General features: G+C 57.7%; 13 protein-coding genes. 11 read left to right on the top strand and 2 right to left on the bottom strand.

The window, feature by feature from the left end:
• Positions 1-8 precede the first annotated feature (8 nt).
• On the bottom strand, positions 9-1,013 hold the full coding sequence (locus tag AC2FF8_RS00750) for a GlxA family transcriptional regulator (protein ID WP_170344270.1): 1,005 nt from the start codon (positions 1,011-1,013) through the stop codon (positions 9-11).
• A gap of 169 nt (positions 1,014-1,182) precedes the next feature.
• Here AC2FF8_RS00750 and AC2FF8_RS00745 point away from each other — a divergent pair, with 169 nt between their 5' ends.
• Positions 1,183-2,553, top strand: coding sequence for a class II 3-deoxy-7-phosphoheptulonate synthase (locus tag AC2FF8_RS00745; RefSeq protein ID WP_496878681.1), 1,371 nt, complete (start codon positions 1,183-1,185; stop codon positions 2,551-2,553).
• 70 nt (positions 2,554-2,623) lie between these two features.
• On the opposite strand, the gene AC2FF8_RS00740 is transcribed toward AC2FF8_RS00745, so the two are convergent.
• A complete protein-coding gene (locus AC2FF8_RS00740) occupies positions 2,624-3,298 on the bottom strand; it encodes a PAS domain-containing protein (protein ID WP_496878680.1) in 675 nt (224 codons plus the stop codon).
• Between the two features lie 245 nt (positions 3,299-3,543).
• Here AC2FF8_RS00740 and AC2FF8_RS00735 point away from each other — a divergent pair, with 245 nt between their 5' ends.
• The 10 genes from AC2FF8_RS00735 to phoB all read left to right on the top strand — a co-directional run bounded on the left by AC2FF8_RS00735 (position 3,544) and on the right by phoB (position 13,039).
• Complete coding sequence (locus AC2FF8_RS00735) at positions 3,544-4,434, top strand: YicC/YloC family endoribonuclease (protein ID WP_496878679.1); 891 nt, start codon at positions 3,544-3,546, stop codon at positions 4,432-4,434.
• Positions 4,435-4,451: 17 nt separating this feature from the next.
• Entirely contained in the window at positions 4,452-5,093 is a 642-nt protein-coding gene (gmk, locus tag AC2FF8_RS00730; RefSeq protein ID WP_496878678.1) for a guanylate kinase, read from the top strand.
• Positions 5,090-5,614 carry a gamma carbonic anhydrase family protein gene (locus AC2FF8_RS00725; RefSeq protein WP_496878677.1) on the top strand — a complete coding sequence of 175 codons (525 nt, stop codon included), beginning with the start codon at positions 5,090-5,092 and terminating at the stop codon, positions 5,612-5,614. Before gmk ends, AC2FF8_RS00725 begins: the two co-directional genes overlap by 4 nt.
• Positions 5,615-5,641: 27 nt before the next feature.
• Positions 5,642-6,682, top strand: a complete 1,041-nt coding sequence (locus AC2FF8_RS00720) for a sensor histidine kinase (RefSeq protein ID WP_496878676.1) — start codon at positions 5,642-5,644, stop codon at positions 6,680-6,682.
• Positions 6,683-6,875: 193 nt separating this feature from the next.
• Positions 6,876-7,916: a substrate-binding domain-containing protein gene (locus tag AC2FF8_RS00715; protein WP_496878675.1), complete on the top strand. Its 1,041-nt coding sequence runs from the start codon at positions 6,876-6,878 to the stop codon at positions 7,914-7,916.
• Between the two features lie 92 nt (positions 7,917-8,008).
• A complete protein-coding gene (gene pstC / locus AC2FF8_RS00710; RefSeq protein ID WP_496878674.1) occupies positions 8,009-9,481 on the top strand; it encodes a phosphate ABC transporter permease subunit PstC in 1,473 nt (490 codons plus the stop codon).
• Positions 9,478-10,809 (top strand): phosphate ABC transporter permease PstA, encoded by a 1,332-nt coding sequence (pstA, locus tag AC2FF8_RS00705; RefSeq protein ID WP_425078259.1) that lies wholly within the window; start codon positions 9,478-9,480, stop codon positions 10,807-10,809. Before pstC ends, pstA begins: the two co-directional genes overlap by 4 nt.
• Before the next feature lie 12 nt (positions 10,810-10,821).
• Positions 10,822-11,619 (top strand): phosphate ABC transporter ATP-binding protein PstB, encoded by a 798-nt coding sequence (gene pstB, locus AC2FF8_RS00700; protein WP_152457980.1) that lies wholly within the window; start codon positions 10,822-10,824, stop codon positions 11,617-11,619.
• Between the two features lie 16 nt (positions 11,620-11,635).
• The gene (gene phoU, locus AC2FF8_RS00695) at positions 11,636-12,337 is read left to right on the top strand and encodes a phosphate signaling complex protein PhoU (protein ID WP_170344289.1); all 702 of its coding nucleotides are present in this window, start codon (positions 11,636-11,638) and stop codon (positions 12,335-12,337) included.
• Between the two features lie 12 nt (positions 12,338-12,349).
• Positions 12,350-13,039, top strand: a complete 690-nt coding sequence (gene phoB / locus AC2FF8_RS00690) for a phosphate regulon transcriptional regulator PhoB (protein ID WP_170344290.1) — start codon at positions 12,350-12,352, stop codon at positions 13,037-13,039.
• Positions 13,040-13,134 lie beyond the last annotated feature (95 nt).

Raw genomic sequence — 13,134 nt, 5'->3', positions numbered from 1 at the left:
GCTGGGCTTTAGACCGACAGCCGTCCGCTCTGCGCACCACGCTCGCGATAGGGCGTGGTGTTGTAATGCGCCCGATAGCATTTCGAGAAATGGCTGGGCGAGGCGAACCCACAGGCCAGCGCCACGTTGATGACGCTCATATCGGTCTGCATCAGCAGGTTCCGGGCCTTGTGCAGGCGCAGCTCCATGTAATAGCGCTTGGGGGAACGGCTGAGGTACCGGCGGAAAAGACGCTCCAACTGGCGGGTCGACATACCCACGTCCTTGGCCAGAATCGAGGGCGAGATCGGCTCTTCGATGTTCTTTTCCATCATCAGGATAACCTGGCTCAACTTCGGATGCCGCACACCGATTCGGGTCGGAGTTGACAGGCGCTGCGTGTCCTGGTCGGTTCGGATCGAGGAATAGATCATCTGATCCGCCACCGCGTTGGCCAGATCCTCGCCATAGTCATCCGCAATCAGCTTGAGCATCAGGTCGATCGACGAGGTGCCGCCCGCGGTCGTCATGCGGCTGCCATCGATCTGAAAGACGGCTTTGGTCAGTTCGACCTCATCGAATTCCTCGATGAAACTGTCAGAGTTCTCCCAGTGGATCGTCGCTTTCTTGTTGTCCAGCAACCCGGCCTTTGCCAGAGTATAGGCCGCCGTGCAGAGGCCCCCGATCCGCAAGCCCCTTCGGGCTTCGCGCCGCAGCCAGTTCAGCACGCGCTTGGTGGTGGCCGCCTGAACGTCCACACCACCGCAGATCAAAACGACGTCGTCGCGCTGTAGCTCTACCAGATCACTGTCCAGCTTGAACTCGGTCCCGGCCGAGCAGGTTACCGTTTCCCCGCCTTCTCCCATCAGCTTCCAGGTATAAAGCTGTCTGTTCGCCATGCGGTTGGCGATGCGCAGACTGTCAAGCGCCGAAGCAAAGGACAGCAGCGAGAATTTGTCCAAAAGGACAAAAACGAAATTCCGGGGTGGGGCCGCAGTGTCTTCCACCGTGACAACTTGGCGTTGCTCTTGCATGGCGAGATGTCCTTGCTTCGCTGCTGGTCAGTTTATTATCCAGCAGCAGATTTGACAGCCACCATGATCAAAGCTTGTTTACGTCGTCAAGAGGCGCAAATGGGATATGGTCACTCTTCATTGCATTTTGTATAGAGACCACCTGAAAACTTCAGCGGAGACCAAAGCTATGACCGAATGGCAAAAAACGAACTGGCGCAACAAGCCCCGGGTTCAGATGCCAGATTATACCGACGCGGCCGCGCTGGCCAAGGTCGAGGCTCAGCTTTCAAAGTATCCCCCGCTGGTCTTTGCCGGCGAGGCGCGGCGTCTCAAACAGCATCTGGGTGCCGCCGGGCGCGGCGAGGCCTTCCTTCTGCAAGGCGGGGATTGCGCTGAAAGCTTTGAACAATTCAGCGCTGATGCGATCCGTGACACGTTCAAGGTGATGCTGCAAATGGCGATGGTTCTGACTTATGGCGCCAAGGTGCCGGTGGTCAAGGTCGGTCGTATGGCCGGACAATTTGCCAAGCCACGCAGTGCCCCGACCGAAGTTGTGGATGGTGTGGAACTGCCCAGCTACCGCGGCGACATCATCAACGAATTGGCCTTCACACCCGAAGCCAGGATTCCGAATCCCAACAAGATGTTGCAGGCCTATACGCAAGCGGCGGCGACACTTAACTTGCTGCGCGCTTTCTCAACCGGTGGATTCGCGGATATGAGCCGCGTGCATGCCTGGACTCTGGGTTTTGCGGATGAACAGGACGTTCAGAAATACTCCGAGGTAGCGGACCGTATTCAGGACACCATCGACTTCATGGAAGCCGCTGGCATCACTGCGGAAACGACCCATGAGTTCTCGACCGTTGAATTCTACACCAGCCACGAAGGGCTGTTGCTGGAATATGAAGAGGCGCTGACGCGTCTGGATTCGACCTCGGGCAACTGGCTGGCCGGCTCTGGTCACATGATCTGGATCGGCGACCGAACCCGTCAGCCCGATGGCGCGCATGTCGAGTTCTGCCGCGGGGTTCTGAACCCGATCGGTCTGAAATGCGGCCCGACCACCACGGCCGAAGACCTGAAGGTTCTGATGTCCAAGCTGAACCCCGACAACGAAGAGGGGCGTCTGACCCTGATCGCGCGCTTTGGCGCGGGCAAGGCGGGCGAGCACCTGCCGCGTCTGATCAAGGCGGTCAAGGAAGAGGGCGCCAAGGTGACCTGGGTCTGCGACCCGATGCACGGCAACACGATCAAATCGGCCACGGGTTACAAAACCCGCCCGTTTGATTCAGTTCTGCGCGAGGTGCGTGACTTCTTTGGTGTGCATCAGGCCGAGGGCACCATCCCCGGCGGCGTGCATTTCGAAATGACCGGCCTGGATGTGACCGAATGTACCGGTGGTGTACGCGCCGTGACCGAAGAGGATCTGTCGGATCGCTACCACACCGCCTGCGATCCGCGCTTGAACGCGTCGCAATCGCTGGAACTTGCGTTCCTGGTGGCGGAAGAGCTGACCAACCTGCGCCGCAACGGCTCGAAACGCGCGGTAAGCTAAGCGCAATTGTAACACTGACAACAGCGGGCTATCGGTCCGCTGTTTTTTGTTCACGGCTATCTTACGTGTTTCAATCGTCGCGAGACACCACCAGATGAAGATGGCCGGCAGAGCGTTTGAATTCGCGTTGTTCCTCGGCAAAACCTTCCACAGGACGGCGCAGATTGGGCGCGGGCACCTGAATTTCAGAAACCGGTTTGATCCGCGTATCGGCCAGTGAAAACCGGCGCGGTGTCTTGCCGATTGCGCCATCGGCGATCATGACCCCCAAAACACGACTGACATCCCCAAGGTCGCTTTTCAGTGGCAAAAGGATCATCCGGGCCTGCATCCGGGTACGTCCCAACACCCCGCCCGAGGTCAGACTCAATTCGGCAACAGCGGGGGATGCAAATACCTGCTCCAGAACATCCTTGGTCTGCGCACGGGCATCCGGTTGAAAGAACGCGGTCAACGGCATCCCTCGCACTTCCATCCCTGCTAGTGCGTTCAGATGGCTGCCTGCCAGACGAAATCGTGCCAGGCCGGGTGCGATGCGTTCCAGGATGAAAGTATATTCAAGAACATTCTCAAGACCGCGCGGGTCGATTTGAGACCGCATTGGTACGCTGTCACCGCTCAACAACGCGATCCAATACGCCTCGGCCTGGCGGATCGGCGATAGGCTGCGCCCACTGTCAAAGCGATCCATTGCGACGATCTTTCCAAATTCTGACCCGGAACCTATCCCGAAAAAGGTTTTCATTTTCATCACCCTAACGTCAATTGGCCGCCTTTTTCATAAAATGCAACACATTGGAAGCATCCACGGCCCGCAAACCATTGCTATGGGCAGTTTGACTCGGGTTAATTCAATTTTGGAGCAATTCTTTAACGAATGGTTAACTTGCGCCAAACAAATGCGTCTTCAGCAAACTCTTGCTCTGCACCAGTCAATAGCATTAGGTGCGGCACATGCTCGAAACAGCAAGGGAACAGGAAAGGGCCATCATGATCAGATCCATGACCGGATTTGCCTCGGGGAAGGGAACTTTCGGACCGCACAGCTGGTCGTGGGAACTTCGCAGCGTAAACGGCAAAGGGCTGGACATGCGACTGCGCGTGCCCGACTGGTTGACCGGTCTCGAAGTCGCGTTGCGGGCGTCGCTGTCCAAATCCCTGAGCCGGGGAAACGTGACCCTGTCGATGCGCTTGAACCGCGAGGATTCTGCCCCGGACCTGGCCTTGAACGAAACCGCGATGGCTGCGGCCCTGACCGCTCTTGAACGAACGGAAGCGCTGGCAGCTGCGCGCGGCATCACGCTTGCGCCGTCGCGTGCGTCAGATCTTTTGGCGCTCAAGGGGATGATGGATGCAGGAACCGAGGCCGACGATCCGGCTCCGCTTGTTGCTCATCTGACGTCCGAGTTCAAAGATCTTCTGGCGGCGTTCATAGATATGCGCAAAACCGAAGGGGCAGCTTTGGCGGTGGTCTTGAACACGCAACTGGGACGGGTCGCGGAACTGACGACGCAAGCCGCGGCCATTGCCGAGCAACGCAAGGACGAGATGACCGAGGGGCTGCGTGAGAATCTCGCGCGGGTGCTGGAGAACACGCAAGGCGCGGATCCTGATCGTGTCGCGCAAGAGCTGGCGATGATCGCGGTCAAGGCGGATATCACCGAAGAAATCGACCGCCTGACCGCGCATGTAGGGGCCGCGCGTGAGTTGTTGGCACAGGAAGGGGCCGTGGGCCGCAAGCTGGATTTCCTGATGCAGGAGTTCAATCGCGAAGCCAACACGCTGTGTTCCAAGGCGCAAAGCTCGGACCTGACATCGGTCGGGCTGGAACTGAAAGCGGTGATCGATCAGATGCGCGAGCAAGTGCAGAATGTGGAATAAGAATGGGAACGACTGACATGGCGGACCGCCGAGGCCTACTAATCATCCTGTCTTCTCCGTCCGGAGCGGGCAAATCGACCTTGGCCAGACGGCTGATGGCCTGGGATACGGATCTGAAATTCTCGATCTCGGCGACGACCCGGGCTCCGCGCCCCGGCGAAGAGCATGGGCGCGAGTATTTCTTCCTGTCCGAGGACGAATTCAAACAGCAGGTCGCTGATGGGCAGATGCTGGAACATGCCCATGTATTCGGAAACTTCTATGGCTCGCCTGCCGAGCCGGTCAAAAATTCGATCAATGCCGGCAAGGACGTGCTGTTCGACGTCGACTGGCAGGGTGAAGTGCAGATCCGAAATTCGGATCTGGGCAAGCACGCGTTGTCGATCTTCATTCTGCCGCCGTCCATCCCCGAGCTGCGCCGCCGGCTGGAAACGCGCGGACAGGACAGTGATGACGTCATCGGCCGCCGTATGCTCAAAAGCTGGGATGAAATCAGCCACTGGGGCTATTACGATTACGTCCTGATCAACGATGACCTCGAGGCAACCGAAGAAAAGCTGAAAACCATCGTCAGCGCTGAACGGATGCGCCGCATTCAGCAACCCAGGTTGCAACAGCACGTCCGCAAGTTGCAGAGAGAATTCGAGGGACTGTCATGACCATTTACGCTTTGGGCGAGCACGCTCCGCACATTCACGAGGACACCTGGGTCGCGCCGGATGCCAATCTGATTGGCAAGGTTGTGCTCGAGAAGGGGGCCTCGGTCTGGTTCGGCTGCACGATTCGCGCGGATCACGAAGAAATCCGGATCGGCGAGGGCAGCAACGTTCAGGAAAACTGCGTGATGCATATCGATGCCGGTTTTCCCCTGACGATTGGTCGAAACTGCACCATCGGGCACAAGGTGATGCTGCATGGCTGCACCATAGGCGAAAACACCTTGGTCGGAATGGGCGCAATCGTTCTGAACGGCGCGAAGATCGGCCGGAACTGTCTGATCGGAGCAGGGGCCCTGATCACCGAGGGCAAGGAAATTCCCGACAATTCGCTTGTCATGGGATCGCCGGGTAAGGTCGTGCGCCAGCTGGATGAGGCCGCGGCCCAAAGGATCACCTTCAGTGCGCTGCACTATCAGGAAAACATGCGCAAATTCCGCGAAACCCTGAAACCTGCGCTTTGACGCGGCGGAATGAGTGGGTTTTGAACCATGACCGAAGACGTTCTTGAGGACATTGTTCTTGCGATCCCGTTGCCGGCGCTGATGGTGGATCAGACCGAACGGATCATTGCGGCGAACACGGATGCAACGTCTCTTCTGGGCCAGAACATTGTTGGACGTCATTTTGCGACCATATTGCGACAGCCGCAGGTTCTGGACGCCATCGAGCAAAGCCTGACAAGCAGAAGCGCAAAGAAAGCACGTCATCTGTCCAATGACGGCGCGCAGGACACAACATACACAGTCGAATGCAGATACATGAACGGTGTCGCTTCCGAAGGGGCCGTCATGGTCACGTTTCAGGATACCACCCATCTGGAACACGCCAGCCAGATGCGACGGGATTTCGTAGCCAATGTCAGTCATGAATTGCGCACGCCGTTGACCGCCTTGATGGGTTTCATTGAAACCTTGCGTGGTCCGGCACGCGAAGACCCCGCGGCACGGGATCGGTTCCTCAAGATCATGGCCGATGAAGCCAACAGGATGAATCGTCTGGTCGGGGATCTGTTGTCGTTGAACCGGGTCGAAAGCGAAGAACGTGTTCGACCCAGGCAACAGCTGGAGCTTACCGGTCTTCTTCAATCCACGATAAACTCTTTGCGGCCCCTTGCGGAAGACGCTGGCGTGGTTCTGTCGCTGGACGTGAAAAACGGTCCGCTTTCAGTCACCGGCGACGGTGATCAATTGCGACAGGTTTTCACCAATCTCATCGAGAACGGGATCAAATATGGCGCCAGTGGCGGCAGCGTCACCGTACGTGTCTTGCCTGTGGACAGGGATCCGGCGATGCGCGGCCCGGCTGTCCGAATCCAGTTCATAGACAAGGGGCCCGGCATAGATGCCGTTCACCTGCCGCGCCTGACTGAGCGATTCTATCGCGCCGACAGCCACAGGTCGCGGCAACTGGGCGGAACGGGGCTTGGTCTTGCGATTGTGAAGCACATCGTCAATCGCCATCGTGGAAGACTTCGCGTCGAAAGCGAATTGGGAAAAGGCTCTGTTTTTACAGTTGTTTTACCTCGTTGAAACAACTTGGAATGCAAGTCTGCTTTTATTCTGACCCTTTGGGGCATTGGCGTTTCTTTGAATAAAACGCAAAAAAACGCCTGCTGTCATAAAACCGTTACGCATGTGTCACAAAAGGCTTACGCACGCGCCATAAGGGTCCCCGCAGGATCATCATGGTGGTGATCAAGCATACCTTTTCAGGGAGACTGAAATGTCCTTTGTAAAACTGTCGGCATCTGCGCTGGCTATCGCTGCCGTCTCGGCGACCACTGCTGCGGCGCGTGACAACGTTCAGATCGCCGGTTCGTCGACCGTTCTGCCTTATGCCTCGATCGTAGCCGAACTGTTCGGTGAAAACACAGACTTTCCAACTCCGGTTGTTGAATCCGGCGGGTCGTCGGCTGGTCTGAAGCGTTTCTGCGAAGGCGTTGGCGAAAACACCATCGACGTTGCAAACGCGTCGCGCGCGATCCGTGAAAAAGAGATCAAAGCCTGCGCCGAAAACGGTGTGACCGACATCATGGAAATCCGCATCGGTTATGACGGCATCGTATTCGCAAGCCAGCAGACCGGGCCTGACTTCACCGCGTTCGAGCCGTCCGACATTTTCAACGCTCTGGGCGCAAAAGTTCTGAAAGACGGTCAGATCGTTGACAACCCGTACAACACCTGGGCCGAGTTCAACCCGGACCTGCCCGATGTTGAAATCGCTGGCTTCATCCCGGGCACCAAGCACGGCACCCGCGAAGTGTTCGAAGAAAAAGTTCTGCTGATCGGTTGTGAAGAAACCGGCGCCATGGAAGCCATGATTGCTGGCGGCATGAGCGAAGACGATGCCGAAGATGCCTGTCTGGCGGTTCGCACCGATGGCAAATCGGTCGATATCGACGGTGACTATACCGAAACCCTGGCGCGTATCGACACCAACCCCAACGGTATCGGCGTGTTTGGTCTGGCGTTCTACGAGAACAACACCGACAAGTTGAAGGTTGCCACCATGTCGGGTGTCGCACCGTCGACCGAAACGATCTCGACCGGCGAATATCCGGTTTCCCGCCCGCTGTTCTTCTACGTGAAGAAAGCTCATATCGGCGTAATCCCCGGTTTGAAGGAATACGCGCAGTTCTTCACCCATGACGAAATCGCCGGTCCGTCGGGCCCGCTTGCCAACTATGGCCTGGTCGCCGATCCTGAGCTGGCAAAAACTCAGGACGCAATCGCCAACGAAGTCACCATGGGTTCGGGCAGCTGAGCCTGACGTCAGTGTAACGCAAATGGGGGCGACGGATCAGTCGCCCCTTCACTGTCTTTTTACTACTCGCAATCGAAGGCAATGGGGGTGTCATGCCGATACTTTGGCTCTTTCTGATCGTTTCGGCGATCGCGGCTGTCGGCTATCTGTTGGGACGTACGCGCGCACTGCAAAACGCAGGGGGTGACAGTCGGAACCTGCATTCCCTGCCATCTTTTTACGGTGCAAACGTTGCACTGAAGACACTTGTGCCGGCCTTCGGTCTCTTGATTGTATGGCTGTTGGCGCAGCCTTTCTTCCTCAATGCGCAGGTGTCGGACATGATACCGGACTCCGTGATAAAGGAAGGTTCCTCCCGCAGCCTGGTGATGGCCGAAATACGCCGCACCGCCGCCGGGCTGGACAACGCGGTTGCGCAAGGCACTCTGACCCAGAACGCCGCCAGTGATGCCGATGCAAATGTCGCCGAGATCACCCAGCTTTTGAAGGACGCGGGGCAGGTGGTGACCTCGGACATCACTCAACCGGTACTGCGCGCTGCGCAGAGCTATCGCGCCATGAGTTCGACCGGGTACGCAATCATGTCCGTTGCCGTTGTCGCGGTTGCCTTGATCGGTGCCGTAGCGGGCTGGTTGCAAACCAACGCCGAATACCGTGCGCGCAACGTTGTGGAACAGGGGGTTCGTGTCCTGCTTCTGGCGGCCGCGTCGGTTGCCATTCTAACAACGGTGGGCATTGTCCTGTCCCTTGTGTTCAACACCTGGGAATTCTTCAAACTGTACCCGGCGTCAGATTTCTTTTTCGGCATGACTTGGGCACCCAGCTTTTCGGGCCGCGGCGGGTTGTCCGAACTCGGTATCTTGCCGCTGCTGTGGGGGACGCTCTACATCTCTGTCGTGGCGCTGCTGGTTGCAGTGCCGATCGGATTGTTCGCCGCGATCTATCTCAGCGAATACGCTTCGTCCCGCTTGCGGTCTGTCGCCAAGCCGCTGCTTGAGGTGCTGGCCGGGATTCCGACCATCGTTTACGGTCTCTTCGCCTTGTTGACCGTTGGCCCGCTGCTGTTGGACGTATTTGGTGAAAGTGGCCTGGGCTGGATGAAAGCGGGCACTGCCGTCATGACTGCGGGCCTGGTGATGGGGATCATGTTGATCCCGTTTGTCTCATCGCTGTCTGACGACATCATCAACGCGGTGCCGCAGGCCATGCGCGACGGTTCTTATGGCCTTGGCGCCACGCAATCCGAAACCATCCGTCAGGTCGTTCTGCCCGCCGCGTTGCCCGGTATCGTCGGCGCGATCCTTCTGGCGGCATCGCGCGCCATCGGCGAGACCATGATCGTGGTTCTCGGGGCAGGGGCCGCGGCCCGCCTCAGCCTGAACCCTTTCGAAGCCATGACAACCGTGACAGCCAAGATCGTCAGCCAGTTGACGGGGGACGCCGACTTTGCCTCACCCGAGGCGCTGGTCGCCTTCGCACTTGGCATGACCCTTTTCATTCTCACCTTGGGGCTCAACGTGTGTGCCCTTTATATCGTGCGCAAGTACCGGGAGCAGTACGAATGACCGACACCAGTATGCAAAGCCCCCAATCCGGTCGCCATACGATCTCGCTTACGGCTTCGGATGAACGCACGAAAAAACGCGCCAAGGCCGAGAAACGGTTCCGTGCTTATGGCATCGCCGCAATCGCAACCGGTCTGTTCTTTCTGGTTGTTCTGTTTGCTTCGATCCTGTCGCAGGGGATTCCGGCCTTCCAACGCACGGTCGTCAGCATTGATTTCACACTGACCGAACCGCAGCGGGACGAGGCCGAAGGGGCCCTTTTCAAGACAAAAGTCTATTCCAACCTGTTCGTCGCCCAGTTGAACAGTGAACTTGCCGAACGCGGAATCAGCGTTGATTTTGATGAGGCCGCGATCGAGCGTCTTTTGGGAAAAGTCGGCGGGACGATCCGGACCTTCTATACCGAAAATCCAGACAAGCTGGGTGAGGCGGTCAGTTTCGATCTGGCGGCATCCAGCCGGGTGGACGGGTATTTCAAAGGCCGCGTATCCCGCGACACGATACAGGACAGCCGGTTTCTGCAAAAAAGCGATCTGGATCTGGTCGATGCGCTGGAACAGGCAGGCATCATCAGGCAGGCATTCAACTGGCCCTTCATCACCGGCGCGGACGCAGGCGTGGACAACCCCGGCGGCGCAGGTATCGGTGTCTCGGTTGTGGGTTCATTCTTCATGATGCTGGTCGTTCTGTGTCTGTCGCTTCCGATTGGCGTTGCAGCTTCGATCTACCTCGAAGAATTTGCGCCGCAGAACAAGCTGACTGACCTGATCGAAGTGAACATTTCGAACCTGGCCGCGGTTCCGTCCATCGTCTTCGGCATTCTGGGCCTGGCCGTTTTCATTCAGTTCATGCACCTGCCGCAATCGGCACCGCTGGTCGGCGGTCTGGTTCTGACCCTGATGACGCTTCCGACGATCATCATCTCGACCCGTGCGTCTTTGAAGGCCGTGCCTCCGTCGATCCGCGATGCGGCATTGGGGGTAGGGGCGTCGAAAATGCAGGCGGTGTTTCACCACGTGCTGCCACTGGCTGCGCCGGGCATTCTGACAGGTACCATCATCGGTCTGGCGCAAGCCTTGGGAGAAACCGCGCCCCTCCTGCTGATCGGCATGGTTGGATTTGTCGCGCGCGGATATCCCGACGGCTTTCTTGCAGGCTTTACCGAGCCGAACTCGGCCATGCCCGCCCAGATCTATACATGGGCCGCACGCGCTGACGCGGGCTTTTACGAGAAGGCGTGGGGTGGGATCATCATACTTTTGATGTTCCTGCTGACCATGAATATCATCGCAATCATCTTGCGCCGCCGCTTTGAACGCCGCTGGTAAATGGGGGCTGGAATGAACGACATGACACGAGTGGAGAGAACCGTGGACTCCAAAGACATCAAGATCAACGCCAAGAACGTACAGGTTTTCTACGGTGAGACCCATGCCATCAAGGACGTGAGCGTTGAGATCGAAGACAAGACCGTCACGGCCTTTATCGGGCCATCTGGTTGTGGCAAGTCCACCTTCCTGCGCTGCCTGAACCGGATGAACGACACCATCGATATCTGCCGCGTCGAAGGCGACATCCTGCTGGATGGTGAAGATATCTATGACAAGCGTGTCGATCCGGTCCAGTTGCGCGCCAAGGTCGGGATGGTGTTCCAAAAACCCAACCCGTTCCCGAAATCGATCTACGACAACGTGGCCTATGGCCCGCGCATTCACGGCATGGCCCGCAACAAGGCGGAACTGGATGAAATAGTAGAAAAATCCTTGCGCCGAGGTGCAATCTGGGATGAGGTCAAGGATCGTCTGGATGCACCTGGCACCGGCCTGTCCGGCGGCCAGCAACAGCGTTTGTGCATCGCCCGGGCCGTCGCCACCGAACCCGAAGTTCTGTTGATGGACGAGCCGTGCTCGGCCCTTGACCCGATTGCGACAGCACAGGTCGAAGAGTTGATCGATGAACTGAGGTCGCGGTTTTCCGTTGTGATCGTCACCCACTCGATGCAGCAGGCGGCGCGGGTCAGTCAGAAAACGGCCTTTTTCCACTTGGGCAATCTGGTTGAATTCGGTGAAACCGGGCAGATTTTTACCAATCCGATAGATCCGCGCACGGAAAGCTACATTACCGGCCGCATCGGCTAAGCACAGGTATCTGACAATGAGCGAACAACATATTGCAACTGCTTTTGACCGCGACCTCGAGGCGATCCAAGCGCATATCATGAAGATGGGCGGGCTGGTCGAGGCCGCCATCATAGGTGCGGCCCGCTCGCTGGAAACCCGCGATGAAGAGTTGGCGCAAGAGGTGCGAAAAGGCGACAAAGCCATCGACGCGCTTGAAGAACTGATCAATGAAGAAACCGCCAGGTTGATTGCGCTGCGTGCACCCACGGCCGGTGACTTGCGGCTGATCCTGTCGGTTCTGAAGGTATCTGGCAACCTTGAGCGCATTGGCGACTATGCCAAGAATATCGCCAAACGAACCACGGTTCTGGTCAATGCCAGCGAGATCTCCGGAAGCGCTGCGGCCTTGCGCCGGATGGCACGCGAGGTCGAACGGATGCTGCGTGATGCGCTGGATGCCTATATTCAGCGCGATGCGGAACTGGCCACAGACGTCATCAACCGCGATGAAGAAGTTGACCAGATGTATAACGGCCTGTTCCGGGAATTTCTGACCTTCATGGCCGAAGACCCGCGCAATATTTCGGCCTGCATGCACCTGCATTTCATCGCCAAGAATATCGAACGCATGGGCGATCACGTAACCTCGATCGCCGAACAGGTTGTGTACCTGGTCACCGGCGACCGCCCGACCGAGGCTCGGCCCAAGGCCGACAACACGTCGCAAACCGTGTAGGAGGCGAGCGAGATGTCCGCAGATCAGCCTACCGTTCTGGTTGTAGAGGATGAAATGGCTCAGCGCGAAGTTCTGGCCTACAATCTTGAAGCAGAAGGATTTCGGGTTTCAAAGGCTGCCAACGGTGAAGAAGCCATGTTGTTGGTGGATGAAGACAGTCCGGACATCATCGTCCTGGACTGGATGATGCCCAATCTGAGCGGTATCGAGGTCTGTCGTCGTCTGAAAAGCCGCCCGGACACGCGTTCAATCCCGATAATCATGCTGTCGGCCCGGTCCGAGGAAGTGGACAAGGTTCGCGGTCTTGAAACCGGGGCGGATGACTACGTGGTCAAGCCATACTCCGTTGTCGAGCTGATGGCGCGCGTGCGCACGCAATTGCGCCGCGTCCGTCCTTCGACAGTTGGTTTGCGCCTGGAATTCGATGACATTATTCTTGATTCCGAGACGCACAAAGTCAGCCGGGACAACAAACCACTCAAGCTCGGGCCGACCGAGTTCCGGCTTCTCAGCACGTTCATGGAAAAGCCGGGCAGGGTCTGGAGCCGCGAGCAATTGCTGGACCGGGTTTGGGGCCGCGACATCTATGTCGATACTCGAACGGTCGATGTGCATATCGGACGTCTGCGCAAAGCTCTGACGCAATATGGCGGAACCGATCCAGTGCGAACCGTCCGCGGCGCAGGATACGCGTTGGGGTAGCTATTTGGTGTGGGCTTGTAACGTGCAAACCATGTGAACTTAAACAGGGGTCGCACTTCGGATGTGAATCCACCATGCTCACCTAATGGACGCAT

This window comes from Ruegeria sp. YTSA144, from assembly GCF_059610125.1.
The sequence above is the reverse complement of the archived record's forward strand: the minus strand, read 5'-3'. Positions and strand labels throughout refer to the sequence as shown.

Bases quoted from the DNA above. Each gene is read 5' to 3' on its own strand.
- AC2FF8_RS00750 (WP_170344270.1), bottom strand. From the start codon at position 1,013: ATGCAAGAGCAACGCCAAGTTGTCACGGTGGAAGACACTGCGGCCCCA.
- AC2FF8_RS00745 (WP_496878681.1), top strand. From the start codon at position 1,183: ATGACCGAATGGCAAAAAACGAACTGGCGCAACAAGCCCCGGGTTCAG.
- AC2FF8_RS00740 (WP_496878680.1), bottom strand. From the start codon at position 3,298: ATGAAAACCTTTTTCGGGATAGGTTCCGGGTCAGAATTTGGAAAGATC.
- AC2FF8_RS00735 (WP_496878679.1), top strand. From the start codon at position 3,544: ATGATCAGATCCATGACCGGATTTGCCTCGGGGAAGGGAACTTTCGGA.
- gmk (WP_496878678.1), top strand. From the start codon at position 4,452: ATGGCGGACCGCCGAGGCCTACTAATCATCCTGTCTTCTCCGTCCGGA.
- AC2FF8_RS00725 (WP_496878677.1), top strand. From the start codon at position 5,090: ATGACCATTTACGCTTTGGGCGAGCACGCTCCGCACATTCACGAGGAC.
- AC2FF8_RS00720 (WP_496878676.1), top strand. From the start codon at position 5,642: ATGACCGAAGACGTTCTTGAGGACATTGTTCTTGCGATCCCGTTGCCG.
- AC2FF8_RS00715 (WP_496878675.1), top strand. From the start codon at position 6,876: ATGTCCTTTGTAAAACTGTCGGCATCTGCGCTGGCTATCGCTGCCGTC.
- pstC (WP_496878674.1), top strand. From the start codon at position 8,009: ATGCCGATACTTTGGCTCTTTCTGATCGTTTCGGCGATCGCGGCTGTC.
- pstA (WP_425078259.1), top strand. From the start codon at position 9,478: ATGACCGACACCAGTATGCAAAGCCCCCAATCCGGTCGCCATACGATC.
- pstB (WP_152457980.1), top strand. From the start codon at position 10,822: ATGAACGACATGACACGAGTGGAGAGAACCGTGGACTCCAAAGACATC.
- phoU (WP_170344289.1), top strand. From the start codon at position 11,636: ATGAGCGAACAACATATTGCAACTGCTTTTGACCGCGACCTCGAGGCG.
- phoB (WP_170344290.1), top strand. From the start codon at position 12,350: ATGTCCGCAGATCAGCCTACCGTTCTGGTTGTAGAGGATGAAATGGCT.